The 25,863-nt window shown below is 41.4% G+C and carries 21 protein-coding genes; 2 read left to right on the top strand and 19 right to left on the bottom strand.

Annotated features, from left to right (window positions below; translation table 11 throughout):
- Positions 1–92 precede the first annotated feature (92 nt).
- From K8F54_RS00105 to K8F54_RS00035, 15 genes are all read right to left on the bottom strand, one after another.
- Complete coding sequence (locus tag K8F54_RS00105) at positions 93–824, bottom strand: shikimate dehydrogenase (protein WP_290785299.1); 732 nt, start codon at positions 822–824, stop codon at positions 93–95.
- Entirely contained in the window at positions 817–1,839 is a 1,023-nt protein-coding gene (locus K8F54_RS00100) for a DUF368 domain-containing protein (RefSeq protein WP_290785296.1), read from the bottom strand. Before K8F54_RS00100 ends, K8F54_RS00105 begins: the two co-directional genes overlap by 8 nt.
- The gene (locus K8F54_RS00095) at positions 1,840–2,859 is read right to left on the bottom strand and encodes a DUF368 domain-containing protein (RefSeq protein WP_290785293.1); all 1,020 of its coding nucleotides are present in this window, start codon (positions 2,857–2,859) and stop codon (positions 1,840–1,842) included.
- A gap of 33 nt (positions 2,860–2,892) precedes the next feature.
- Positions 2,893–4,293 (bottom strand): tetratricopeptide repeat protein, encoded by a 1,401-nt coding sequence (locus K8F54_RS00090; RefSeq protein WP_290785290.1) that lies wholly within the window; start codon positions 4,291–4,293, stop codon positions 2,893–2,895.
- Positions 4,294–4,429: 136 nt separating this feature from the next.
- A complete protein-coding gene (locus tag K8F54_RS00085) occupies positions 4,430–5,620 on the bottom strand; it encodes an aspartate aminotransferase family protein (protein ID WP_290785287.1) in 1,191 nt (396 codons plus the stop codon).
- Positions 5,620–7,368 (bottom strand): OstA-like protein, encoded by a 1,749-nt coding sequence (locus K8F54_RS00080; protein WP_290785284.1) that lies wholly within the window; start codon positions 7,366–7,368, stop codon positions 5,620–5,622. Before K8F54_RS00080 ends, K8F54_RS00085 begins: the two co-directional genes overlap by 1 nt.
- A gap of 128 nt (positions 7,369–7,496) precedes the next feature.
- Positions 7,497–8,768, bottom strand: coding sequence for an adenylosuccinate synthase (locus tag K8F54_RS00075; protein WP_290785281.1), 1,272 nt, complete (start codon positions 8,766–8,768; stop codon positions 7,497–7,499).
- A gap of 3 nt (positions 8,769–8,771) precedes the next feature.
- Positions 8,772–9,227, bottom strand: a complete 456-nt coding sequence (locus K8F54_RS00070) for a transcriptional repressor (protein WP_290785280.1) — start codon at positions 9,225–9,227, stop codon at positions 8,772–8,774.
- 23 nt (positions 9,228–9,250) lie between these two features.
- Positions 9,251–11,458, bottom strand: coding sequence for a RelA/SpoT family protein (locus K8F54_RS00065; RefSeq protein WP_290785277.1), 2,208 nt, complete (start codon positions 11,456–11,458; stop codon positions 9,251–9,253).
- A 94-nt stretch (positions 11,459–11,552) separates the two neighbouring features.
- Positions 11,553–12,785 (bottom strand): M48 family metallopeptidase, encoded by a 1,233-nt coding sequence (locus K8F54_RS00060; protein WP_290785274.1) that lies wholly within the window; start codon positions 12,783–12,785, stop codon positions 11,553–11,555.
- 41 nt (positions 12,786–12,826) lie between these two features.
- Entirely contained in the window at positions 12,827–13,168 is a 342-nt protein-coding gene (locus K8F54_RS00055) for a four helix bundle protein (protein WP_290785272.1), read from the bottom strand.
- A gap of 41 nt (positions 13,169–13,209) precedes the next feature.
- The gene (locus tag K8F54_RS00050; protein ID WP_290785269.1) at positions 13,210–14,019 is read right to left on the bottom strand and encodes an RNA methyltransferase; all 810 of its coding nucleotides are present in this window, start codon (positions 14,017–14,019) and stop codon (positions 13,210–13,212) included.
- A 114-nt stretch (positions 14,020–14,133) separates the two neighbouring features.
- Positions 14,134–15,423, bottom strand: a complete 1,290-nt coding sequence (locus K8F54_RS00045) for an amidohydrolase family protein (protein WP_290785266.1) — start codon at positions 15,421–15,423, stop codon at positions 14,134–14,136.
- Positions 15,424–15,429: 6 nt separating this feature from the next.
- Positions 15,430–18,393, bottom strand: coding sequence for an amidohydrolase family protein (locus K8F54_RS00040; protein ID WP_290785263.1), 2,964 nt, complete (start codon positions 18,391–18,393; stop codon positions 15,430–15,432).
- Between the two features lie 103 nt (positions 18,394–18,496).
- On the bottom strand, positions 18,497–19,564 hold the full coding sequence (locus K8F54_RS00035) for a DUF3810 domain-containing protein (RefSeq protein ID WP_290785260.1): 1,068 nt from the start codon (positions 19,562–19,564) through the stop codon (positions 18,497–18,499).
- A gap of 109 nt (positions 19,565–19,673) precedes the next feature.
- Here K8F54_RS00035 and K8F54_RS00030 point away from each other — a divergent pair, with 109 nt between their 5' ends.
- Positions 19,674–21,131 carry an aminoacyl-histidine dipeptidase gene (locus K8F54_RS00030; RefSeq protein ID WP_290785257.1) on the top strand — a complete coding sequence of 486 codons (1,458 nt, stop codon included), beginning with the start codon at positions 19,674–19,676 and terminating at the stop codon, positions 21,129–21,131.
- A gap of 61 nt (positions 21,132–21,192) precedes the next feature.
- On the opposite strand, the gene K8F54_RS00025 is transcribed toward K8F54_RS00030, so the two are convergent.
- The 3 genes from K8F54_RS00025 to K8F54_RS00015 form a co-directional block, all read right to left on the bottom strand.
- Positions 21,193–22,299 carry a peptidylprolyl isomerase gene (locus tag K8F54_RS00025; protein WP_290785254.1) on the bottom strand — a complete coding sequence of 369 codons (1,107 nt, stop codon included), beginning with the start codon at positions 22,297–22,299 and terminating at the stop codon, positions 21,193–21,195.
- A 126-nt stretch (positions 22,300–22,425) separates the two neighbouring features.
- Positions 22,426–22,980 (bottom strand): gliding motility-associated peptidyl-prolyl isomerase GldI, encoded by a 555-nt coding sequence (gene gldI, locus K8F54_RS00020; RefSeq protein ID WP_290785252.1) that lies wholly within the window; start codon positions 22,978–22,980, stop codon positions 22,426–22,428.
- On the bottom strand, positions 22,970–23,992 hold the full coding sequence (locus K8F54_RS00015; RefSeq protein WP_290785249.1) for a bifunctional oligoribonuclease/PAP phosphatase NrnA: 1,023 nt from the start codon (positions 23,990–23,992) through the stop codon (positions 22,970–22,972). Before K8F54_RS00015 ends, gldI begins: the two co-directional genes overlap by 11 nt.
- Positions 23,993–24,132: 140 nt before the next feature.
- Here K8F54_RS00015 and K8F54_RS00010 point away from each other — a divergent pair, with 140 nt between their 5' ends.
- A complete protein-coding gene (locus K8F54_RS00010; RefSeq protein ID WP_290785247.1) occupies positions 24,133–24,552 on the top strand; it encodes a nucleoside-diphosphate kinase in 420 nt (139 codons plus the stop codon).
- Positions 24,553–24,602: 50 nt separating this feature from the next.
- Here K8F54_RS00010 and K8F54_RS00005 read toward each other — a convergent pair.
- On the bottom strand, positions 24,603–25,863 hold a 1,261-nt coding region (locus tag K8F54_RS00005; protein WP_290785244.1), incomplete at its 5' end, for a YCF48-related protein.

Here is a 25,863-nt window from a genome sequence, read left to right as displayed (position 1 = left end):
GTTTAGGTTCGATATACTTAGACGTTCAAGATACTAACAACTGCGGAATTGGCAAAGCGCACGGCTGATTTTTGGGTGTTTTTAGATAAAAATTATGATTTCCATATTTTCCAGGACTTCTTTGCTTGATATTCCAGCATTTTTTGCCCGTTTATCACACGGGCTCCTTTGGCGAAACCACGCTTTAGAAATTCGGTTTCCCTCGGGTTGTAGATTAGGTCGAATAAGATATGTTTTTCGGAAAGAAATTCGTACGGAATAGGAGGGTATAATTGAATGTTTGGAAAGGTTCCCAAAGGGGTGCAATTTACAATCAGGCAATACTTTGTGATGATTTCTTGGTTCAGTTCGCTATAGGTAATGGCCGTATCCGATTTGTCCCGTGACACAAACGTATAATCAAAACACATCGCTTCCAACACATAGGCAACTGCTTTAGAGGCGCCACCTGTCCCAAGAATTAAGGCTGTTTTGTTAGCCATGGGGAAGAAATTGGCAAGGGCCTTTGCAAAGCCATAGTGGTCTGTATTATAGCCTATAAGTGTTCCATTCTTCTTAATTTTGATGGTATTTACAGCGCCAATATTTTTTGCTTCCCTGTCTATTTTGTCCAAGTAGGGAATGACGGATTCCTTATAGGGGATTGTAACATTTAAACCTTTAAGCTCCGGGTTTTGAGCAAGCACTTCAGCTAGCTTTTCAATGGAATCAATATCGAAATTGCAGTAAGAATCCGAGCTCTTTTCATTTTCAAATTTTTTTGTAAAAAATGCTTTTGAAAAGGAATAATCAATGTTTTTACCAACTAAACCGTATTTAGCCATGCTTGAGGGTTTGTGCTTTTTGATACCAATCTAAACTCAGTACGATTAGTATTCCTACAATGATAAACAAAATGGCTAAAAGGGTTTCGACAGAAAATTCAGATGGCAGATAACGATCGTAGCCACTAATGATTTGCCTGCCGTTGGCATCCAGCCGAATGTTGCCCAAGGCATCGTATTCGATCTTCTTTAGTTTCCAAGGCCATACCACGCCCAGGGATCCCGCAATAAAACCGATAATCACGGCATAGGTTGCCTTCTTAAAACGTTTTAATACATAGGCCAATAGATGTGAAAGCGAAACAAGTCCCACCAGTGATCCCGTTGAAAAAACACTGAGGACTTTCAATAACTCAATACGCTCGGTGTCTTCAATAAAACCGAAATCAAATTGAAATAGATCGGCGATGGTATCGTATAGCGCATTCACCGAATCCACCAAAAGCAGTACGTAATTACCCACCAAAATTAATATAAAAGATCCCGATAATCCCGGCAAGGTCATCCCCGAAACACCAATGATTCCGCATAAAAAGACAAACAAGAGGTTGCTGTTTTCCTTGGCAGGTTCTAAAAAACTAATACTCACTCCGGCTATTATTCCGCAGATTAAATAGGCCAAATATTTTCGGTTCCAACTGCCAAAGTCCTTGGCAATAAAGTAAATCGAGCCGATGATCATTCCAAAAAAGGCACTCCAAACGTATAACTCGTAATGGTCAATCAAATAATCCAGCACTTTCGAAATACTAAAATAACTAATTACCATTCCAAGAATTAGCAGTCCAAGGAACCTGCCGTTAATGTATTGAAAGAAGCTTTTGAAACGGCCGTTAAAGAGTAATTTAAAGGCTTTCCGATTTACTTTCTGAAGCGAATAAATGAACTCTTCATAAAAACCTGCGACAAATGCCACCACACCTCCCGATACCCCCGGAACCTTATTTGCCGCGCCCATAGCCAATCCCTTTAAGACCAACCAAACTTTATCTCCAAAGGAACGCTTTTCGTACATTTAGCTGGGTTTTTTGGTTACGGCAATTCGCTCTAAAATAAAAATAGTTAAAAATCCGATAAGACCGAAGAACGCAGCGTATAGCAGCTGGGGATCTTGTGACGGATTGATTTCTGAATAATAAAACGGACTCACACTTTTCTCGAAGGCAGTTTTGTAGGTTTCAAAATCCTGTGTCGATTTTTGAAGCACCGAAAGGGTTCCGGTAGTTGCCACCGATGAAAATTCAATTATTTTTCCCTCCGTTTTAGAAAAAACAGAAACAGTCTCCTTCCAGGGCCATACCTTGTTTAAAGAACCAATGATAAATCCCGTGAGCAGCGCCAAGGTAGTATTCTTATAATGTTTGAACAACCATTTCAATACATGACTAAAGCTCAGCAAGCCAATCACCGCACCGGCAACAAAAACAAGCAGGCGCTTTACGTCAAATTCCACAATGGCATCACTCAGTGCCTTGTAGGCCCCTAATACCACCAATATAAACGATCCGGAAATGCCCGGAAGTATCATGGCGCAAATAGCAATTGCCCCTGCAAAGAACAAATAAAGCGCACTCTCATGCGTGCCCAGTGAGGGTAGGGTGGTGACAAAATAGGCTATAAGTGTTCCTAAAATTAATCCTATAAAGACCCGTCCATTCCATCTGGATATCTGTCGCCCTACATAGTAAATACTGGCAATTATTAGTCCGAAAAAAAAGGACCAGATCAAGATAGGCTGGTTTTCAATGAGGTATTTTGCCAAGCGCATAAAGGAAGCAAAACTAATCAGGATTCCGCTGAGCAAGGCCACTAAAAAACCTCCGTTTACTGCTTTCCAAAAGGCCAGAAATCCTTCTTTTCGCCAAGTGGTGAGTAGGGAGGGCCGTATATTGCTTATGGTAGTTACCAGTTCTTCATAGATACCTGAAATAAATGCGATGGTACCTCCGGACACGCCCGGAACTGCATCTGCAGCACCCATAGCTACTCCTTTTAACGAAATGATGAGATATTGCGATAAGCTTCTTGAGGGCATATAGGTTACGTATAAGCCTCAAAAATACACAAATTAAAGCGAAGGATTTTGGTGAATTTTTATAATTTCTTTGATCCTTTTGTTTTGATATACCGTTGGGAATAATTCTTCCATGATGATGATGTATTCTGCATCATGCGTGAGTCCGTTCTTTAAATGAAACTCTCCCTTATTGTCTTCATTCAGGTAATAGAAAAGTCCGGAAAGTCGAAATTCGATCTCGGCATTTTCCGGATAGAACTCCATAGCCTGCAAGAGATTGTTGACAGCTGCTTCGTATTCGCCTAAACGGATTAAAATATCCGATCTTGAAAGCCAGGTGTCCAATTCGTAGTTGCCTAATTCGATGGATCTACGGAAACCGTGTTCGGCTTCTTCAAATAAACTAAGGCGATTGCTAATTCTCGCATACCGCTTCCAGTATAGTACATTTTCACTATCAATATTGATGGCCTTGTCAATGTAATAGAAGGCCTTTTGATAGTTCTTCATTTTAAAATAGAAATCGGTTATAGCGATCCATCCTTTATCCAAAAGCGAATCTTCTTCTACACATTTGGTGTAGAACTGAAGTGCCATTTCGTAATCTTTTAATTTTTCATAGCATTTTCCAATGCGCAGCAGGGCAAAAGAAGTGGGATCATCCAATCCCAGGGTCACCGTATAACTTTCTATGGCCTCATGGTACATTTTTAAACGTTCCAATACCTTCCCTTTTTCGAGATACGCGCCAATAAAGCTATCATCGCTTATAATGGCAAAGTCGAAGGCGGCTAAGGCTTTTTTGTATTCCTTAAGCATATAGTATTGTTTCCCCACCTGGTGCCAGGCTACTTCACAATACGGATTCTTATTTAAGAAATCATTTAAATAATCTATGGCTGCTTCGTGTTGTTCGAGATAGTCGAAACAGTATATGATATTGTACAGCGCCGAAAAGTCCTGCTCATCTTGTTCCAAACACTTCATAAAATAGTATTTGGCATTTTCAAAATCTTCCATAAACAAGTACTCCATGCCCATTAAAGACAAGACGTCGGCCTCGTCGTTGGTAATGTTCAAGGCCTGTTCCAGCAGTTGAATTGCTTCCTTGTGTTTGTCCCTACGAGAAAAAATATTCGCTTTTTGTATATAGATTTCTTCATTGGATTGTTCCAAAACATATAACTCGTCCAACAAGGCTTCGGCCGTGTCCAATTCGTTCTCAAAAATGTACATCTCTACCCGAAACAATTTGAGATTGGTCGAAGAGGGATGTTGCGCTAGTCCCAGCTTGGTCGCCTTTTTTGCAAGGGCAATCTTTCCATTTTCCAAATAATAGTGAATAATCTCTTCGAATTCTTCAGAGTCGAAGAAGAGAATACTATTCGTTTTTAGCATGGATTCAAATCGGGTAAGTGAGAAGTTGTTATGCTCGTTAGGGCTCAATTGCATACGCAGCGGTTTAACTGTTTCTTCTAATTTAAAGATACTGATGTAAAAAAGATTTCAATAGTTATGCCGTGATTGTTGTTAACAGGCTTATTAACAGAATTTTTAGACTTTAAATCTCTGAAATTCAAGGTGGTAATTACTTTCTTTTTTTCTGAATAGAATCCATCACGGCTGTCAGTATGGCACAGCCTTCCGCTATTTCTGCTTCTGAAATGGTTAGTGGAGGTGTTATGCGGATTGCTTTGGGCTCGAAGAGCAGCCAAAAAAGGACCAGTCCCTTTTCTTTGCATTCCAGTATCACTTCCGAAGCAATTTCGGCCGATTCGAAGAGCGCAGCCAGCATCAGGCCTTTTCCCCTAACTTCTTTAATAAGGGGGTGTTGCAGCAATTTTCTGAAGTGTTTTTCTTTCTGAAGTGCATCTTGAATAAGGGTCGTTTCCATTAGCTCTTGAAGCGTTGCCAGTGCCGCCGATGCGATCACCGGATTTCCGCCAAAGGTTGTGATATGGCCTAATTTCGGATTGTCTTTCAACAGGGCCATATGTGCTTTCGAAGCTGTAAAAGCACCTATGGGCAAGCCACCGCCCATCCCTTTTCCGGCAACGATAATATCGGGCACCACATCGTAATGTTCAAACCCGAAGAGTTTTCCGGTTCGGCCGAAACCCGGTTGAATTTCATCCAAAATAAGCAGCGCGCCCACTTGCTGACAACGTTTTTTAACTTTTTTGAGATACGCATTTTCAGGGAGAATAAAACCGGCACCACCCTGGATGGTTTCTAGAATGATCGCTGCAGTTTCGGACGTGATTCTATCAATATCTGAAAGACTGTTGAATTTTATGGGATGGCAGTCGGGGAGTAGGGGTGCAAAGGGTTTTTTACGTTCTTCATGACCCATCACACTCAAAGCGCCGAAGGTATTGCCGTGATAGGCATGGTCTGCGTACAGTATTTCACTTCGACCGGTCACTCTCCGCGCTAGTTTTAGTGCACCTTCAATGGCTTCGGCACCGCTGTTTACTAAATAGGTGGATTCCAAAGGTGCTGGTAGCTGCTGCGCCAGTAATTTTGACAAGGCAACCGCCGGCGCCTGAACATATTCTCCATAGACCATCACATGTAGGTAGCGGTCTGATTGTTCTTGGATAGCCCGGACAACACGTGGATGACAGTGTCCTAGGGTACAGGCTGAAACACCTGCTACAAAATCCAGATGTTTTTTCCCATTGGTGTCATAGATATAACTCCCTTTGGCATGTGAGATTTCCATGGCCAAGGGATGCGGTGTGGTTTGCGCCTGATATGTGAAAAAGTCGTCCAACATTAGTTGTCCTTTTTTATAACTTGCTTCCTATTATCTAAAGTATCTGTGGCTTTTGAAGCCTGTTCGATTTCGGAATCGAGGGTCATCGGTTTCGGGTCGTCCGGGTTGTTCTGAAGATTTTTCGGTTTTAGTTTGGATGCCTCCGGAAGATCAAGTTCTTCTTCAGAAATATTTTCAAAAAATTCACCTTCATCCTTTGGCAGCGGTATTCCTTTAATTTTCGGTAATACAGGAGCTTCTTTGCCTTTGAAAAGGTCATTCACTTTTAACAATCGTTCGTCACCACGCCATATAAAACCGGGTAACAGTCGTGCATTTTTAGGAAATTCAGACAATGGGTAGATCTTTCCTTTGGCCTGTTTTATAAACCGAATTCCAACAATCTGTTGCTGTTCCAAATACAACTGAATGGAACTGGAAACGGTATTGTTGATGCCGATTAGTTCTTGCTTATCATTTCGCGGATAGTAAATTACCTGTGCATTTTTAATAATGTCTACGGTGTCCAGTTCGTTATTGGTAAACAACCCAATTAGCCGTTCCCCTGAAACCTGATTGTATCCGGCACTGTCCTTTTGCACCAAAAATGCATTTTTAAAGACCTTTAAACTGTCTAATTTTTCAGTTTTGGTGTTGGAAAGGATATGAATGGTATCTCCGGTCATTTGATTCTCACCACTCCAAAGTACCGGATTACGGAGTAACTTGGTAATTCCTTTCTTTTGGTCTACAAAGATCGAATCGCACTTCCCGCTTGTAGGTGCTTCGCCCGGTTTGCCTAGTTTGAACATTCTAGCGCGGTAAAACCCTTTAATGATCCTATTTTCTGGTTTTCCGGTTACCTGAAGGGTGTCTGCGTGGACATAGATAGAATCGTTGTCGCGAAGAGTAACGGCAACCGCCCGTTTGGTGATAAAGACCGAATCCTTTTCCCGAAATACTTCGGCATAATGACCCCGGATGATGCTCTTATTAACCGTATCCAACACTTTTATATTGTTGGTCGCAGAAGCAAAGCTCTTTGTTCGGTCAAAATAGATACTGTCGCCATAAAGTATTCGGTTGTTGTAGTCCACCCTCGAGTTTTTTACAAAATAGCCGTTGTCGTTTCGGGTGTCGTAGTACCCGCGTTCGCAATAGACCGTACTTGTCTCACTTACAATGGTGGATTTGCCATAGAGGTAAGCGCCTCCGGTTTCGGAATAAAAATCCAACTGTTCACTATGCACTGTATACTTCGGATTGACAATCTTTACGGCCGAAAGGAATTGATACTTTTTAGTTTCGGCATAATAACGGCCTATCCTGCTAGTTAGGGTGCTGGCGGTATCCCGAACGGTTCCTCCTGTGCGATAGTAGGCCTGCTGCTTGATGCGGTCAAAGTACAGCGTGTCGGTTTTAAGGGTGGTTTTGGGTTCGGTTAAGAGGACATCTCCGCTGGCAAAGGCAAATTGGGTGTTACCGTTGTATTCGGCGTATTTACTGTTCATGGAAACCGTATCTCCCTGTGTAATTCGAACCGTTCCGTAGGCCTTTACAAAATTGTCTTTGAGGTACACAAAGGCTTGATCGCACCACATTTCCACCCCTTCATGAACAATATATACTTGTCCGGTCTCGTCCTTGGTATAAATAACGGCATCGGGAAATTCGGGTTTCTTTTCTAAGTATCCGGATTGTACCGAAACTTTCGTGGTATTGGTATCGTTCTGTGCGAATACTGTAATTCCGAAGAAAAAAAAGAACAAGCAAGTAAAGCTCCTTGTCGTTTTGAAAGTGTTCAACCCAACATGCGCAGTAATTAAATTTTGTATAAATAAATTCAAAATACAGTTCTTGTTATAAACACTAACGTTAGGGAGCTGAAAATAGTGGGCTACCTATGAATGGTCTGCGTTCTATCCGGTCCTACCGAAACAATTTTAATAGGCACTTCCAATTCTTTTTCCAGATATTCGATATAATCGTTTAAAGCCTTTGGCATTTGAGAAGCGGAGGTCATTTTAGTTAGATCTTCTTTCCAACCCGGCATTTCGGTATAGACCGGAGTTACATTTTCTGCTTCAATATTGAATGGAAAATGTTCAATTTTTTCACCCCTGTAGTTATAAGCGGTACAGATTTTAAGTTTATCAAAACCACTCAGCACATCGCCTTTCATCATTATCAGTTGCGTCACTCCGTTCACCTGCACAGCATATTTTAATGCCACCAGATCTATCCAGCCACAACGTCTAGGACGGCCTGTGGTGGCGCCAAACTCTTTTCCAACACGTCCCATGGTCTCACCGTACTGATCGAACAATTCGGTTGGGAAGGGGCCACTGCCCACACGCGTTGTATACGCTTTGAAAATACCGAATACTTCGCCAATTTTTCCGGGAGCAACACCTAAACCAGTACAAGCACCGGCAGCTGTGGTGTTAGAAGAAGTTACAAAGGGATAGGTTCCAAAATCGATATCGAGCAAAGAGCCTTGAGCACCTTCTGCCAAAATCGTTTTATTCGCCTTTTGTGCCTGATATAAATATTCTTCGCTGTCGATAAATTTCAACGACTTCAATACTTCTACTGCTTCAAAGAAATCGGCTTCCAATTCGGCCAAATTATATTGCAATTGCACATTGTAGAAATCGATCATGGCCTCGTGTTTATTTGCCAAAGCTCTGTATTTTTCTTGCCAATTGTCCATTTCCAGATCGCCTACGCGGATTCCGTTTCTGCCGGTCTTATCCATATAGGTTGGGCCAATTCCTTTGAGGGTCGAGCCAATCTTTGCCTTACCTTTAGAGGCTTCGGAAGCAGCGTCTAACAAACGATGCGTTGGCAGGATAAGATGTGCTTTTCGAGAGATAAGCAGTTTTTCCTTGAAATTCCCTTCAAATTTGGACAGATTGTCTAATTCCTTCTTAAAGATTACGGGGTCGATGACCACGCCATTACCCACCAAATTCATGGCGTTTTCATGAAAAATACCGCTGGGGATCGTATGTAATACGTGTTTTATCCCGTCAAACTCCAAGGTGTGTCCTGCGTTGGGACCTCCCTGAAAACGTGCGATGATATCATAATTTTTGGTAAGTACGTCGACGATCTTTCCTTTTCCTTCGTCTCCCCATTGTAATCCAAGTAGTAAGTCTACTGCCATAATTTATTCAGAATTGGATGTTTTTTTGTTTCCGTAGAAATACAACGAATGTTTTGTAATTTCTATATCGAAAACCTCTTCGATGGTTTTTTTGATAGATTGAATGCGCGGATCGCAAAATTCGATCACTTCACCGTCCGATAGGATTACATGATCGTGCTGTCTATCGAAATATGATTTTTCGTAATGCGCTTGATTTTGCCCGAATTGATGTTTGCGCACCAATCTACAATCCAGGAGCAATTCAATAGTATTGTACAAAGTCGCTCTGCTCACACGGTAATTTTTGTTCTTCATGTTAACGTAAAGCGATTCAATATCAAAATGATCGTCGTGGTCATAGATTTCCTGCAGAATCGCATAGCGTTCCGGTGTTTTACGGTGTCCTTTTTCCTCTAGAAAAGCCGTAAAAACATTCTTGACAATAGCCTGATTATTTTGATTTGTCTTTGAGCTCATAATAAAGCAGCAAAGTTACTCAATTATGACCTGGTAACTTTATCTATTCCGTTTATTTTTTTAATGTTTTCCACGAGGTTATCAAGAATAGATTTGTTTTTTACAATTACGACAATCTTTCCGGTGAAGACCCCATCATTGCTATCAAAGTGTACGCTTTTCATATTGATATGCAGATTGTTAGAAACTACTTTAGTCACCTCATTGACCAGACCAATGGTGTCGATTCCGGTAATGGATAATTCGGCTTTAAAATCGCTTTGTGTAGAGTCGATCCACTTTGCAGGCATAATACGGTAGCTGTAGTTGCTACGCAGTTGTACCGCATTTGGGCAATTCTTTTTATGTACTTTGATCCCTTCGTTTACGGTAATAAAGCCAAAGACATCGTCACCCGGGATGGCGTTACAGCAGTTAGACATCTTGTAATCCAGTTTTTCTTCTTCCTTGCCAAAAACAAGTTGATCGTATTTATGGGTAATCTCTTCCTTATGAACATCTTCAAGACTGCCGGGTTTGCGAATTCTATTCTTAAAGAAGCTCACAAAGGCATTGCTTCGGGAGGCTGCAAAGTCCTTTAGTTTTTGATTGTCGATAATACCGGCGCCTACCCGATAGAAAAGATCGAGGCTCGTCTTCACTTTAAAGTATACCACCAATTGGTTGACCGTCTTCTCGTCAAGTGTAATTTTAAGGGATTTCAGCTTACGGGCAAGGATAACCTTCCCTTCATCGGCCAGTTGTTTTTGCTCATCCTTGAGGGAGGATTTTATCTTCGAACGCGCGCGGCCTGTGGTGGCATAATCAAGCCAGTTGGCCGAAGGTTTCGATTTATCGGATGTAATAATTTCAACCTGATCCCCACTTTTTAGTTCGTGGCTGAGTGGTACCAATTTTCCATTTACCTTGGCTCCTCTTGTATGCAGACCGACTTCGGTATGGATGTGAAAGGCAAAGTCCAGGGCTGTGGATCCCTTCGGAAGTGAATACAGATCTCCCTTTGGAGAAAAGGCAAAGATCTCCTTCGCATATAAATTCAGTTTAAATTCTTCCACAAAATCAACCGCATTAATCTCGGCGTTTTCCAGGGTATCTTGTAATTTGTTGAGCCAGTCGTCTAGGCCGCCGTCATCTTTCTCGGTATTCTTATATTTATAATGCGCTGCATATCCTTTTTCGGCAATTTCGTTCATGCGTTCGCTGCGAATTTGCACTTCCACCCAACGACCTTTTGGCCCCATGACGGTAATATGAAGCGCCTCGTAGCCGGTGGATTTGGGAGAAGAGATCCAATCCCTAAGCCGTATAGGATTTGGACGGAAGTGATCTGTAACGATAGAATAGATCTTCCACGCTATAAACTTTTCGCTTTCAATGGTATCGCTTTTGTAAATAATTCGGACCGCAAACTTATCATAGACCTCGTCAAAGCTCACATGCTGAGTCATCATCTTTCTTCGGATAGAAAAAATCGATTTGGGTCGCCCTTTGATGGAATACTCCAACTTTTCGGCGTCCAGTGAGTCCTTGATGATCTTTGAAAATGCTTCAATGTATTCGTCCTGTTCCTCCTTACTTTCCTTAATCTTACTCAGGATATCTTCATAGACTTCAGGTTCGGTATACTTTAACCCTAAATCCTCCAATTCGGTTTTAATATTGTACAGTCCAATACGATGCGCCATAGGGGCATAGATGTAGAGTGTTTCTGAAGCGATCTTAGCCTGTTTTTCGGCAGGCATGGAATCCATCGTCTGCATATTGTGTAAACGGTCGGCGATCTTTATAATGATCACCCGAATGTCCTCGTTGAGCGTTAAGAGCATCTTCCGAAAGTTCTCTGCCTGCAACGATGCATCCTTGTCGTAGGGCATATTAGAGATTTTGGTAAGCCCGTCTACAATGCGGGCTACGGTCTCACCAAACATTTGTTCAATATCGGCTAGCGTATAGGAGGTATCTTCAACCACATCGTGTAACAGGGCAGCAGCAATAGAAGTAGCGTCCAGCCCAATTTCTGAAGCGACGATTTTCGCTACAGCAATCGGGTGGAAAATATAGGCTTCACCACTTTTTCGGCGCTGTTCTTTATGGGCGTCAACAGCGACATCGAAGGCACTTCGTATGAGTTTTTTATCTTCCGCCGAAAGCGTGCGATAACTAACCTTTAAGAGCTCCTTATACTGTCTGGCAAGTTCTTTTTTTTCCGCTTCTAAAACCGCTTCTGTCATAGGTTAAAAGTACGATTTCCGTTTGTAAGAAACAATATACGGAATCTGATTCTTTTAAAGAAAGGTACGGCCTTTCACTTCGGATAAGCCCTTTCTATTTTTTTAAATTACGGAAGCGTTCCAACAAAGTAGGGTGTGAGTAATGCACAAAGACATAGGCCGGATGGGGGGTAAGGTTACTCAGATTGTTTTTCGAAAGTTTTTTTAAGCCCGAAATAAGCGGTGGTGCCTTGTAGGTATTTTTGGCGTAGGCATCTGCCTGGTATTCGAACTTTCGGGAGAGGAAATTCATCACCAAGCCGGTGATTTCTGATATGGGCGTATACAATACCCCGAAAGCGATCAATCCTATATGGAAAGAGGGTTGCGTAACTTGCAGTGCTTCGGAAAGTAATGGGTTACCCACCAAAAGGGATAATACCCAAAAGGTAAACCCGGTGGTGAGTATTGAGGCTCCCAGATTAAAAATTATATGATGTTTTTTGTAATGCCCCACCTCATGTGCCAATACAGCCACGATCTCTTCCTCGTCCAGATCGTTGATCAGGGTATCGTACAAAGTGACTCTTTTTTCACTTCCGAAACCGGAAAAATAGGCGTTGGCCTTGGTACTGCGTTTGGAGCCGTCAATGACGAAGATCTTGCTTAAATTGAATCCCACCTTGTTTGCATATGCCTCAATTTTCGAGCGGAGATCGCCGGGAGCTAAGGGTGTTTGTTTGTTAAAAAGCGGAACGATCAAACGCGCATAGAATAAATTCAGGAAAACGGTGAAGATGGTTAGGATTCCCCAAGCGTACAACCAGAACTGACTCCCGGTGGTTTCATAGAACCAAATAATCACAGCCAACAAACCGCCTCCAATTACGGCCAACATAAACCATCCCTTCAGCTTGTCCAGTATAAACGTTTTTTTCGTTGTTTTGTTGAAACCGTATTTTTCTTCGATCACGAAGGTGTGGTAATAACTAAATGGCGTGCTTAGTAGGTCACTGGCAAAGAGTATACTTCCGAAGAAGATTAGGGCTATAACAATATTGTTCTCGCTAAATGTTCGCGCCCATGTATCCACCCAGGCAAACCCATCGAAAAAGAAAAACATCAAGGTGGCAACCAGCGAAATACTCGCCGTTAAGGTAGCGAAGCGATAATTTTCTTTTTTGTACTGCTGCGATCTTTGGTATTCGGAAGCGTCGTATACGTCTTGTAATTCTTCAGGAATAGGATCGTTAAAATGTTTGGCATTGAGTGTGTCCAGTATTTTATCGATTATAAAATTCAGTACAAGAATTCCGATGATGATATAAAATAGTAGTTGTGAGGTCATAAGTTATTAAAGATGAGTAATTAATGATGCATGATTAACAATCACTTTGATGACTCAATAATTTTGTACAATATTTTTAAAATACTTGTTAATTCAATATTTAAAAGATCAAATTCATTTTCCTTTATTTGATCTGTATCCTTCAATAACCTTAACCAATAATGGGTTTCACGAGCCTCTTTATAGGCGATTGCCATTTTTGCTCTGAAATCCTTTTTTGAAATTCCTCCTATGGCTTCTTCAACATTCGCGCCAATTGATGTTCCTGAGCGCAAAAGTTGTTTTGAAAGAACATATTCATTTTTCGCAATCAATTGTTTATTGAGGTTAACAATTTTAATGGCAAATGAATAGGATTTGTTCGCAATAAGATTCTCTTTCATTATTCATTATTCATCATTCATCATTCATTATTCATTATTCATTATTCATTGAACCCTCTCTGTCGTTTGGCTTCAAAGATAAGGATTCCCGCCGCTACTGAAACATTCATAGAATCTATTTCACCCTGCATAGGGATGATTATATTTTGATTGCTATGAGCCAACCATTCTTTTGACAATCCGGTGGCTTCTGTACCCACTACAATAGCAGCCGCCTCCTTAAAATCACAACTGTAATAGGGGCTAGAGGCCTGTAGCGCAGCGCAATAAATTGCAATGTTTTTGTCTTTTAAAAACGAAATGATTTCTGAGGTAGTTCCCGTTGCGATATGATTAGTAAATACACAACCCACACTACTCCTAACAATATTTGGGTTGTAGATATCAGTTTTGGGGTTTGCGATGATCACGGCATCCAGCTTGGCAGCATCTGCTGTGCGGAGCAAGGCACCAATATTGCCCGGTTTTTCGGGGGCTTCGGCTATAAGAATTAACGGCTTCGGATTTGTAATCGCCAGATTTTGAAGACCTAACTCCTTTGCTTGGGTGATGGCTAGAATTCCCTCTGTACTGCCCCGGTAGGCCACCTTCTGATACACTTCAATGGATAATTCGATAAATTCAGCTTTGCTGTTCGCCTGCTCTTTTATGACATACAGGTCTTCTTCAGAAAGTATGTCGGAACAGAATAGTACAGTTTTTAGCAAATAGTCGCTTTTTAGGGCCAGAGCAATCTCACGTTGCCCTTCAATTACAAATAGTCCTGTTTTCTTTCGTTCACGGGATTTTTCGGAAAGTAGAACCAATTGCTTTACCAACGGATTTTGAAGACTGGAGATCGTTTTTTCCATGCAACAAAGATAGTAAGTGGATTGTTATTCAATCACTGAGAAGCTAAAAATCATATGTATAAAACGAATAAAAAAAACAGCTCATTGAGCTGCTTTTTTTATTCTTAAAACAGTTTAATCTCTGCTGTATTTTTCCATATAGCGTTTCCACAATTCGGTTTGATGGGTTTCCAAAGAAATTTCTCTTCCATCAACAAACGCCTTTGTCAATTGGTTGGTCCGCATATCCAGTGCATCTCCCTCACTAATAAATAAGGTAGCACTTTTACCTGTCTCCAAGGTTCCATAATTGTCAAGTCCCAAGATCTTTGCAGCATTTCCTGAGATAAGCTGTAAAGCAGTTTCTTTATCCATGCCCTGACCCACCATTTGCCCTGCATAAAACGGCAGATTACGTGTTTGGAAACCGGAAGTACTCGAATTCTGCAAGGCAACCAGTAAACCGCCATCTACCAATAGTTTGGGTAGTTTGTATGGCAAGTCATAATCATCATCGGCCATAAGGGGCAATTGATGCGTATGTCTTACAAGAACAGGAACATTGTGTTGCTTTAAAAATGGAATAATCTTGTAGGCCTCGTAGCCGCCAACAATCACTACTTCCTGAACGCCACTTTCCTTGGCGGCGGTAACGGCATCAATCAATTCCTTTTCTCCATGTGCATAAATGTATAGTTTCTGACTTCCATCGAAAAGACCTTTCATGTTTTTAAAGCCTTCATTTTCTGAAGCACTTTTCGAATTTCCATACGCCTTTGCATTGGCAATAAAGTGCTTGATAGCATCGATATCTTTTGTATAGTCCTTGTTCGGACTCCAACCGCGTTCTTCACCCATCCACCAGCGTCCTCTTCGGAAGCTATTGGGCCAGTTTAAATGAATTCCATCGTCTAGCTTTACAGCAGCATCCTCCCAATTCCACGCGTCAAACTGAACAATACTTGAAGTCCCAGAAATGGTACCTCCTTGTGGTGCAACCTGTGCTACTAAGACACCATTGGGACGCAAGCTTTCCACCACCTTACTTTCGGCATTATACGCAATAATGCTTCGAATATTGGGGATAAAATCGCCCAATTCATCCTGATCGTCACTCGCACGTACGGCTCCTACTTCTACAAGCCCTAAAGAGGTCGCAGGGGCAATAAATCCCGGATACAGATGTTTGCCCTGTGCATTAATCACACGGCCTTTGGATGGGGTATTTGCCCCACCTATGGCGGTTATCTTTCCGTTTTCAAATACCAATACAGCGTTTTCAATAACGGCCCCATTTCCAATATGGGCTGTTGCTCCGCTAATAGTAATGGCTTCTTTTTGATCTGGTCCCGGTGTTTGCTGAGCACTTATTGCGAAACCTGCACACAATGCTATGGCTATACTAAATTGTTTTACTTTTTTCATGGCAGTTTAGTTTATGGTTTCACAGGTAAAATGAATTTTATCTTCTTTCTTTGGAGGACGCGTTTTACCGCCTCCATTTTTTTCGTTGAGCATTAGCTTCATCAGTTTGTTTCGTTCCGCTGAAATCGCGTTCCGCTTTGCTATATCTTCCGCTAGGTCAAAATAAACGGTTCCTTCGATTAAGGTCTTTTCTGCTTTCGCATAGACCGATAGCGGATTGTCTGACCATAAAACCAAGTCGGCATCTTTTCCTTCCTTGATACTTCCTACACGATCGTCCAAATGAAGCAGTTTCGCCGGATTGATGGTCACCATCTTCCATGCCTCTTCTTCTGTCATACCTCCATACTTTACACTTTTAGCAGCTTCCTGATTGAGTCTTCTGGACATTTCGCCATCATCACTATTGATGGCCACTGTCACGCCTTGGCTACTCATAATCGTAGCATTATAAGGTATGGCATCATTTACTTCATATTTATAGGCCCACCAGTCACTGAAAGTAGATCCACCCACGCCATGTGCCGCCATTTTATCGGCTACTTTATATCCTTCCAAAATATGGGTAAATGTATTGACGCGAAAATTGAAACGTTCGGCGACCTTCATCAACATATTGATCTCGCTTTGAACGTAGGAGTGACAGCTTATAAAGCGTTCACCGTTTAAGATTTCGGCTAAAACCTCCAGCTCTTCATCGTATCGGAAGGCTTGCCCGCTTTTCTTTTTGGCATCGTATTCCTTGGCGCGGTTAAAATAATTCACATACAACTGCTCCACACCCATACGCGTTTGTGGGAAACGTTCGAAACTCGACCAATTGGATTGTTTTACATTTTCACCCAAGGCGAATTTTATAAATTTCGGACTATTCTTATAAATTAGCCCATCTGCCTCTTCGCCCCATTTTAATTTTATGATGGCCGATCTACCGCCAATGGGATTGGCCGAGCCGTGTAAGATTTGAATGGAGGTAACCCCACCTGCCAGATTTCGGTAGATATCAATATCTTCGGGATCTACTACATCTTCAATGCTTACTTCGGCAGAAGAATTGTGGCCGCTTTCGTTTATCGACAGTGCAGCGATATGCGAATGCTCATCGATCACTCCGGCGGTCAAATGTTTACCGGTAGCGTCTACAACTAGAGCACCACCTGCCGAAAGGTTCTTTCCTATTTTCGAGATCTTTCCATTCTTTACCAAAACATCCGTTTCGGTCAATACACCGGCCGCTTCACTGGTCCAAACCGTCGCATTTTTGAACAGCATATCTTGCTGTCGCGGTTTTGTAGTAAAGCCGTAGCCCACATTGGGATAGGTAAGGGGAACTATTTCTATTTTGCTTTCTTCTGAAGTGTCTTTCTTCGCTTCCTCTTCGGCAACAGCAGCTCCTTTTCGGCTTGCCATAAATGTTGCTTCTAAACCGTTTGGCAGTACTAATTTTCCGGAGAAATTAGTGCCCTCCTTCGGAATGACAGCTGTGGCGCGATACACCTCTTTCGAAGTATCATCGGTAAATGAAAAAGTCACCCAATTTGAAGTATACTCTATTTTTGAAGGGTATTTTACATCGCCTATGCTGACTTCAATTTTCGGTTTTGAAGCTTCCCCTGAAAGGTTCATATCGTAAATTTTACCCCCAGCACTGAGGTTGTAGCTTCCTCGGATGTCTTTTTGATCCTTGTCGTTGATCACGTTTTTAGCACCTTGTACCCAATTCTCATAGAGGGTGGTCTCTTTATCAAATACATCACCCGAAGTAATTAAAAAATTTGCAAAACGTCCCGGTTGTAAAGAACCTATAAGATCGCTCTTGCCCAATAATTGAGCGGGAACAGTAGTTAAGGCTTCCAAGGCCTTTGTCTTATCCAAACCATATTCCAAGGCCTTTTTCAGTTTTTCACTGAATTCGGATGGCTTCTTCAGATCATGTGTGGTTAGTGAAAAGGTAATACCGTTGTCGGCCAATACCTTCGGATTCATAGGACCTTGATTCCAGGCTCGCATATCTTCTAAGGATATATAATTGGCCATATACGGATCACTCACATCAAAGGCATCCTTAAAGTTGATAGGAATGATATACCGGGCATTGGTCGCTTTAATCTTATCGATCATCTCGTATTCATCGCCGCCACCAACAATTACGTAATCGATACTGAACTTGTCGCCAATGTTATCGGCTCGTAGATCATTTCCCTTATTTCCGGCTTCAATAAACGAAGTAAGGGACCTGTTTTTAATGAGTGCTTCCAACGAACGATCCTTGGTCGTAACATTGCCTTTGGCGTACCAGTCGGCATCGTGATACATCTGCCGTAACAAGGCCATAGCACCCATAAGTGATCCCGGATAGGATTGTCTGCTAGCCACACTTTTAGAAAAGGAAAAATACTGCCCCGATGCATCTTCAATGATCCTAGTGGCATCGCCATCGTCATCATTTAGTGCTACCAGAACCCCCGTTCCACGGGCAATCCCATCCATAATATGTGTATTTACAACACCAAAACCCGCCTTCCGAAATTCATCGGCATCTTTTTTATTGTATTTAAACGAATTGATGGCCGCATTTTCGGGCATGATATGATCGTTCCAATAAAAGCCTTCCCGACTTGGTTCGTATTGAGGGGAACGGCCTCGACCTTCGGCACGCTCGGGCTTTTCCACTCCAAATCCGGTATAGGGATCTATAAAAGAGGGGTAGATGAATTTCCCTTGCAGGTCGATTACCACGGTATTCTTCGGAATAGTAACCGATTTTCCCGAAGCAACTACTTTTCCCTTTTGAATCAATAGGGTACCATTGTCAATCTTCTGAGTAGGCGTAATAAAAATAGTGGTATTGGTAAATGCCGTAAAATTGTTGTTTTCTTCTTTAACACCATCGTTCTTCGGAAAATAATCCTGAGCAGAAACCAGCTGTATACATAGGAACAACAAGAGGATACTTGTTATTTGTTTCATAGTGTGGTTGGTTGTATTTATAATAGGTTTTTAAAGATAGGAATGTAAAACAAGTTTGGGAAACATCGAGTTGGCTTTTAACATCTTGTTAAGTTTTTTAACATTAAAAGGGTTTGTCTTCAAAGTAATTCACTACCAGTGCAACCATATAGCTATAGCTCATAATTCCTTTGGATTGGTTATTTGCTTTTAAGAACTGATCCCAAAAACTCTTAGACAGTGTTTCGAAGGGGTTGGCATAGCTCGCCCAAAAATCACGCATCTCCTTATAGCTTTTTAAAATTCCCGGATTTACCGTAGCAAGTATTTCTTCATATTTGTCTAGATCCCGCCTTGCAATTTCGTTGATACAATAACGCAGCGCAAAAATATATCCTGTGTATTGAATATATGGGTCATCATTGTGAAGTGTAGCCAAGGTCGCGATAAAATTGGCTTCGTTTTCACGTGCATACCCAATTTGGTGTGCTTCTTCGTGACAACTTATCACCGGAAACTTATAGGTTTTCATGAGGTTATTCACCTGCGCTTCTCCCGAAAACGGATTGTAGTAACCGCTATAGCCCATATAGGTCAACGCCAAGCTCCACCCACTTTTTTTGATGCTTCGGGGTGAATAGGCCAGACTCGGAAATTCTTTCTCTAAATTTTGATATCCATTAATCGATTTTTTGAACATTTCCTTTTGGGTAAAGGGAAGATCAATTTTCACCGTATCTGCATAACCCAGTTGAGCATGCAACTCATTGGATTTTAGAATGAGCCTTTCGGTTGTTCTAATCAGCGCTTCGGTGGTATACTCATTGTCCAGGTCGAGGGTTTGGTGTAAGGGCACGCGATAATAGTTGAACCCCCAAAGCATATTAAATACAAAATAAACAATGGATAACGTGGCAGTAATATCCATAAAAAACCAAACAGGTTCTCGCCAAAGACGATGGTAGTTTTTATAGACCCACCGAATCGCTACTATGGCGATTAGCAGATAGAACAGGTCTCCTATTGAAAAAGGGATCCAGCCAAATAGATAACGCGATACTTTCGATAAAACCGTATAAAGGCCTCTGCTATAATAGGTTTCAACAAACTCTGGAAAATTTTTGAGAAGCTGCAAAAAAATAATCTGAACCGGTAACAAAAAGGTAAGGATGAGGCGTGTTCTTCTTTGCATATTTCAAACATACAAAGAAATCTTTTATCACATAATTTTAAATCGTGTCTTAAAATGGTAATTTTGTCAAGGCTGAAATTATTTCAGTAAAACAACAAACATTAAACACATGAATGAAGCGGTTAGAAACTTAGAACCAAAAGCGATTTGGAACAAATTTGCCGATTTAAATGCGGTTCCCAGACCCTCCAAAAAAGAAGAGCGCGTGATTGCCTTTATGAAGGATTTTGGAAATCAACTCGGATTGGAAACAATAGAAGATGCCGTTGGCAATGTAATTATACGGAAGCCAGCTACCCCCGGGATGGAAGACCGAAAAGCCATTGTCATGCAGTCACATTTGGACATGGTACATCAAAAGAATAACGATACCGACTTCAACTTTGATACCCAAGGAATAGAAATGTTTGTGGACGGAGATTGGGTACGTGCCAAAGGAACGACCCTTGGTGCAGATAACGGCCTGGGCGTTGCAACCATCATGGCTATTTTGGAAAGTAAAGAGATTGCCCATCCTGCGTTGGAAGCATTATTTACCATAGATGAAGAGACCGGAATGACAGGTGCTATGGGTCTAAAAGGGGGATTGCTGAAAGGGGAGATTTTGTTAAATCTCGATACCGAAGAAGATGATGAGATTGGAGTGGGATGTGCCGGAGGTGTAGATGTTACCGCGACCAGAAACTATGCCGAAGTGACGCCTGCTGTCAAGTCTGAAGCCTATAAGATTACGGTAAAGGGGCTAAACGGCGGTCATAGCGGGATGGACATTATTAAGGGATTGGGGAATGCCAATAAAATGATGAACCGATTACTATATGCGGCGAATTCTACGATGCAGCTAGCCGAATTACAGGGAGGAAGTCTTCGGAATGCTATTCCCAGAGAAAGTGTAGCTATTGTTGTGGTTCCTTCGGAAAAAGCAGATTTGTTTATGGCCGAAATAAATAAGGTCAAAGCCCAACTTCTTGATGAATACAAATTACTTGAAAAGGGACTTGTTATTTCAGCTGAAAAAATTTCGGAAGTGCCAAATAAAGTAATGGATCGAAACGATCAAAACGCGTTTCTGAATGTGATTTATGGCGCTCACAACGGTGTTTTTAGAATGAGCCCTGCGATCGAGGATTTGGTGGAAACATCTAACAATATTGCGAAAGTTACAGCAAAGGATGGAGCTATCAAGATCGAATGCTTAACACGTTCTTCGGTAGAGTCTTCTAAGTACGATATGGCCAATACGCTAAAAGCGGTGTTTGCACTTGCCGGATGCAATGTTACTTTAACCGGGTCGTATCCGGGTTGGGAGCCCAATATGGACAGTGCCATCCTAAAGGTCTTGGATATCCTATATACAAAGCTGAATGGGGAAAAAGCAAATGTTGCGGCCTGCCATGCAGGTCTTGAGTGTGGTATTTTGGGTCAAAACTATCCCGGGATGGATATGATTTCATTTGGTCCTACCATCAAAGGAGCACATTCGCCCGATGAACGAGCTAGTATTTCGTCTACTCAGAAATACTGGGAATTTGTATTGGAGATCTTGAAAAACATCCCAAAAAAATAATTTCACCTATAATAAAAAAAGCCGCTTGTTTCAAGCGGCTTTTTTTATTTATATAGATCGTTTATTCAACGATACCGACCAATTCCAATTCGAAAATCAGGTCGCTATCCGGAGCAATCACCGGTGGGTAACCGCGCTCTCCATAGGCCAAATGCGATGGGATCATTAAGGTGATCTTATCGCCAATTGTCATTGCCAAAAGACCCTCTCTAAATCCAGGGATCAAACGAGCGTCCGGGCTATAATCGGTAGCCGTTGGACTGTACATACCACCGTCTACTTTGCGGTGGTCAACTGCTTCGTACGCTTCGGTCACATCTAATAAGTTTGAATCGAAAAGCATACCGTTGGTCAAATATCCAGCATAGTTCATAAGCACTTTACTACCCTCAGCTGGTTTTGCTTCAGTTCCTTTGGTATTCCAATAGATTTTAATTCCGGAAGGAAAAGTTTCAGCTCCCTCAAGTACCGCAGCTAATTCAACAGCCTTTGCCGCTGCTACTTTAGCAATACGCTCTTCTTTCTCTTTTGTCTTCTTCTCAATATTTTCCATCGCTTCCGTAAATGAAGCTACTTTTATATTTCCTTTGTTAATGATATTGACTTCCTGCATGGTAACTGTTTCAACAGGCTTGTCTCCCGGCTTGGTTGTTTCCATAGTACCGATAGAATCTACGATTTCTTGTCCAATTACAATCTCACCAAATACCGAGTGCTTTCCGTCCAACCAAGGAGTTTCCTTTAATGTGATGAAAAACTGACTCCCATTGGTATCGGGGCCCGAATTTGCCATGGATAAAATCCCTTTTTTACTATGTGCCAAACTGTCGACGAATTCATCCGGAAAACGGTATCCCGGATTTCCAGTACCATCTCCTTTTGGGTCTCCCCCTTGGATCATAAAATCCTTGATCACTCGGTGAAAAGTAAGTCCGTTAAAGAACTTTTTCCCTTTAAAAGTAGAATCAACCATGGTGTTATTACCTTCCGCCAATGCAATAAAGTTGGCAACGGTTAATGGAGTATCTTCGTGATAGAGTTTTGCTACAAACGTACCTTTATTGGTGACGAATTCGGCATAGACGCCATCCTTTAAGTCGGGGTACTTATTCTCGCATGAAGCGAGTGTTAATGAAATTAATAAAAATAACAATGTTAGTTTTTTCATCTTTTTAAATTTTTGTTTTAAAAAATACGACACTCAGTTTGTCTTATTTTGGATGTTGCAAAAATAATTGAATCCTCGATTTAACATAGAAAATTATGAATTATTTAAGCAGAAAGTTAGGATTTTCTAATTTCCGTGCGGATCTAAGATGGATTTTAGCGTAACTGTACTTTGCACAGGAATATTGGTGCCTAGTTTGTTTTCAATTCCGTAGTAACCATAGGCCTTATACGAAGGGAATAGGAAGGTCACCTGCTCACCTACGTTCATTAGTTTAATCCCGTCACGGATCCCTGAGATAAGATCTTGATTGCTTTGGTCTACCTTGTACAGTTGTAGGCCGTTTTCTGTTTCTGAAATGATGGTAGTGCCATTCAAATCTTTGATGTCGAAGGTGAAGGTAACTTCATCTCCAAACTCGGGTAACTTGGTTGCAATGGTATCTTCGATATTATAGAAATACCAAAACCCATTTTCCGAAGCTTTATATTCATATTGTGGGTTGGCTTGCATGAGTTCCGAAATTCGGGCTTCTTCTTTTTCAAAAATCTTTTTATTGCGTTCGGCCGATTCTTTTATAAACGAGCCTGAACTTCTTTGTACCGGTTTTCGGGCTTCCGGACTTTTACAAGAGGCGAAAGCGACTAGCAGTAGAAACAGATAAAATAGGTTACGAATCATGGGACAAGGCATCTGAATAGCTAGGCAAGATACTAATAAATTCAGAAATTGTTTTTGATAATGTCTTTAAACTTCGTCCTCCGGCCGCGTTAATGTGCCCGCCACCGCTGTAGTGATTTCGCGCAAATTCGTTTACTGAAAAAGTGCCTTTACTTCTGAAAGACATTTTAACAATTCCATCCTGCTTATTCTCTATAAAGATTACGGCGAAGCAAATGCCCTCCACCGAAAGTGCGTAGTTTACAAAACCTTCGGTATCGCCTTTTTTAAAATTGTTAGCATCCAGCTCCTTTTGGGAAAGTGAAATATAGGCCGTATGGTATTCCGGTAGGAAGCGCATATTCTTTAAGGCCACACCCAATAGTTTGAGTCGGTCTGGGCTATTGGTATCATATACTTTCTGATGAATTTCAGAATTATTAGCACCCACTTCAATAAGATGTGCAATCACCTTATGCGTTGTAGCCGTCGTTGATGGAAACCGGAACGAACCGGTATCGGTCATAATTCCTGTATATAATTGGGTAGCTATGTCTTTATTCAGCAAATGTAAACCCTTCAAAGCCGCGATGAGGTGATAGACCATTTCGGAGGTAGAACTCATCGCCACGTCGCTATACGTCGCTACCGCATATCCATCGGGTGCCTGATGGTGATCGATCATCACAAATTGGGCTGAGGCCTTTTCGAGATAGGTTTGCATATCTCCTGTGCGATCCAGACTGTTAAAGTCCAAGGTAAAGATCACTTCAGCCTTATCCAATAAAGCAGCACTGGCCGCTGTATCCTTGTCGTGAATTACAATTTCATCGCAGCCCGGCAACCATTTTAAAAAATCGGGGAAATCATTGGGCATGATAATAGTAAGCTCATGTCGCAATTGTTTCAGAAAAAAAGTCAATCCCAAACAGGAGCCAACAGCATCTCCATCCGGATTTTTATGACCTACAACCACCACTTTTTTAGGTGTGTCGAGTAATTGGGTAAGCCGAAGCGTTGTTTCTGCATTCATAGTTTGCGAAGATACAACTTATTCATATTTTGAAACAGCGATTATTTTTATGCGAACCCAATGCGCCATTATTAAACTATGGTTTATTCCTTGTTTTTGTAGTACAAATGTCTACTTTTGCACAAAATTTTAAAAAACCTATGAGAACAGATAGAACGTTTACTATGTTAAAGCCCGACAGTGTTGAAAAAGGACATATTGGTGCTATTCTTGAAAAAATTGCTGCTTCAGGTTTCAGAATTGTAGCGATGAAACTAACCCAGATGACCACAGATGATGCGAAGGCATTTTATGCGGTGCACAAAGAGCGCCCGTTCTTTGGAGAATTAGTGGAATATATGACGCGAGGTCCAATTGTAGCTGCCATTCTCGAAAAGGAAAATGCGGTGGAGGATTTCCGTACGTTGATTGGTGCAACCAATCCTGCCGATGCTGCCGAAGGTACCATTCGTAAATTATATGCTGCTTCTATTGGTGAAAATGCCGTACACGGAAGCGATAGCGACGAAAATGCAGCGATTGAAGGTGCTTTTCATTTTTCAGGAAGAGAGATGTTCTAAGACCATCGTTTATATACTAATACGAAACCACCTACGCAATAGGTGGTTTTTTATTGAATCAGAATTAATTTTTGAGTTTCAATGGCATCTCCATTTCGCGTTAGTTGTACAAAATAGAGCCCTGCTTTGGCTTGAGGTATCGAAACCTTCGTCTTGCTTTTCAGGATTTTTTCAGAATAGATCATTTTCCCGTTTATATCAAAGATTTCAATAGAAATAGTATCCGATTTAGTATTGCTAATTTCTATATTGAAATGCCCACCCTCTACCGGATTTGGGTATAGTGTAATTTGTGGACGCGTATAATCGAGAACACCAAAAACAATGGGGTTGGTAGTAAGAATTTTATTTCCTAGGAGCGCATAACCAATATCTTCATCCGCAAATTTTAAGTCGGCATAACCTGGATTTGCATTGCAATTATCAGCGTTTGTTTCTTCAAAATAGCTTTCAATCCAAGTGTCACCTACATCGAAGGATTTATTTATTTTAACATAACAACAATCACATAAAAGCGCTGCCGAACTCATAACAAAACCCAAATTGTCATTTTGAAAATACAAATCGGCGGCACCCTCTAAAATATCTTCTAATATATAATTCGTCCACTGAATGTTATCTATTGTTTTAAAAATACTATTGCCCATATAATAATAACTTCCGCCGTCTTCGGCGAATCCAGCTAAGACCTGCGTGTAATTCTCGGTGATGGAAATAGAAAATAGATCTTCTGAAGTACCTATGGATAAAGGATTCCATATAGCTCCTCCTGTTGAAGTGTGGAAAAATGCACCGTTATTTCCGGCGAAATATCCAACGTTTTCATCTTTAAATTGTATGCTATTTAGTTTTTCACTCGTAATCGCTGTGTTTAGAATCCACGTCAGACCTCCATCTGTTGAGTGCAATACGACTCCTTCATTACCAACAACCCATATATTATTAGAGGCAGCGATGGCGATCGAAATTAAATCTTCGGAAGTACCCGAAACCTGTTGCGACCAATTTTGTCCTCCATCGACAGTTTTTAGAATAGCCCCATGGGTTCCAACGGCAAAACCGGTATTCGAATCCTGAAAAACCATATCTAAAAAATATTCCGAAACCCCACTGTCGTAGGCAACCCAATTGCTTCCGCCGTCTTCCGTTTTATAAAAATAGCCAAAATCGGCAGCGATGTGTACAATGTTTTCATTTATGGGGTAAATGGCACCATGGCTATTTCCGCTAGGAATTTCAAAGTTTAAATACCCCCAATCCTGTTGTGAATATACATTTACGGTACAGCACAACGCAATGAAAAAAAGAAAA

The organism is Altibacter sp., from assembly GCF_019913785.1.
Lineage (GTDB): Bacteria > Bacteroidota > Bacteroidia > Flavobacteriales > Flavobacteriaceae > Altibacter.
The sequence above is the reverse complement of the archived record's forward strand: the minus strand, read 5'-3'. Positions and strand labels throughout refer to the sequence as shown.

Bases quoted from the DNA above. Each gene is read 5' to 3' on its own strand.
- K8F54_RS00085 (WP_290785287.1), bottom strand. From the start codon at position 5,620: ATGTTGGACGACTTTTTCACATATCAGGCGCAAACCACACCGCATCCC.
- K8F54_RS00025 (WP_290785254.1), bottom strand. From the start codon at position 22,299: ATGAAAAAACTAACATTGTTATTTTTATTAATTTCATTAACACTCGCT.
- gldI (WP_290785252.1), bottom strand. From the start codon at position 22,980: ATGATTCGTAACCTATTTTATCTGTTTCTACTGCTAGTCGCTTTCGCC.
- K8F54_RS00060 (WP_290785274.1), bottom strand. From the start codon at position 12,785: ATGACCTCACAACTACTATTTTATATCATCATCGGAATTCTTGTACTG.
- K8F54_RS00015 (WP_290785249.1), bottom strand. From the start codon at position 23,992: ATGAATGCAGAAACAACGCTTCGGCTTACCCAATTACTCGACACACCT.
- K8F54_RS00105 (WP_290785299.1), bottom strand. From the start codon at position 824: ATGGCTAAATACGGTTTAGTTGGTAAAAACATTGATTATTCCTTTTCA.
- K8F54_RS00070 (WP_290785280.1), bottom strand. From the start codon at position 9,227: ATGAGCTCAAAGACAAATCAAAATAATCAGGCTATTGTCAAGAATGTT.
- K8F54_RS00050 (WP_290785269.1), bottom strand. From the start codon at position 14,019: ATGGAAAAAACGATCTCCAGTCTTCAAAATCCGTTGGTAAAGCAATTG.
- K8F54_RS00075 (WP_290785281.1), bottom strand. From the start codon at position 8,768: ATGGCAGTAGACTTACTACTTGGATTACAATGGGGAGACGAAGGAAAA.
- K8F54_RS00030 (WP_290785257.1), top strand. From the start codon at position 19,674: ATGAATGAAGCGGTTAGAAACTTAGAACCAAAAGCGATTTGGAACAAA.
- K8F54_RS00090 (WP_290785290.1), bottom strand. From the start codon at position 4,293: ATGCAATTGAGCCCTAACGAGCATAACAACTTCTCACTTACCCGATTT.
- K8F54_RS00095 (WP_290785293.1), bottom strand. From the start codon at position 2,859: ATGCCCTCAAGAAGCTTATCGCAATATCTCATCATTTCGTTAAAAGGA.
- K8F54_RS00045 (WP_290785266.1), bottom strand. From the start codon at position 15,423: ATGAAAAAAGTAAAACAATTTAGTATAGCCATAGCATTGTGTGCAGGT.
- K8F54_RS00035 (WP_290785260.1), bottom strand. From the start codon at position 19,564: ATGCAAAGAAGAACACGCCTCATCCTTACCTTTTTGTTACCGGTTCAG.
- K8F54_RS00040 (WP_290785263.1), bottom strand. From the start codon at position 18,393: ATGAAACAAATAACAAGTATCCTCTTGTTGTTCCTATGTATACAGCTG.
- K8F54_RS00055 (WP_290785272.1), bottom strand. From the start codon at position 13,168: ATGAAAGAGAATCTTATTGCGAACAAATCCTATTCATTTGCCATTAAA.
- K8F54_RS00065 (WP_290785277.1), bottom strand. From the start codon at position 11,458: ATGACAGAAGCGGTTTTAGAAGCGGAAAAAAAAGAACTTGCCAGACAG.
- K8F54_RS00100 (WP_290785296.1), bottom strand. From the start codon at position 1,839: ATGTACGAAAAGCGTTCCTTTGGAGATAAAGTTTGGTTGGTCTTAAAG.
- K8F54_RS00010 (WP_290785247.1), top strand. From the start codon at position 24,133: ATGAGAACAGATAGAACGTTTACTATGTTAAAGCCCGACAGTGTTGAA.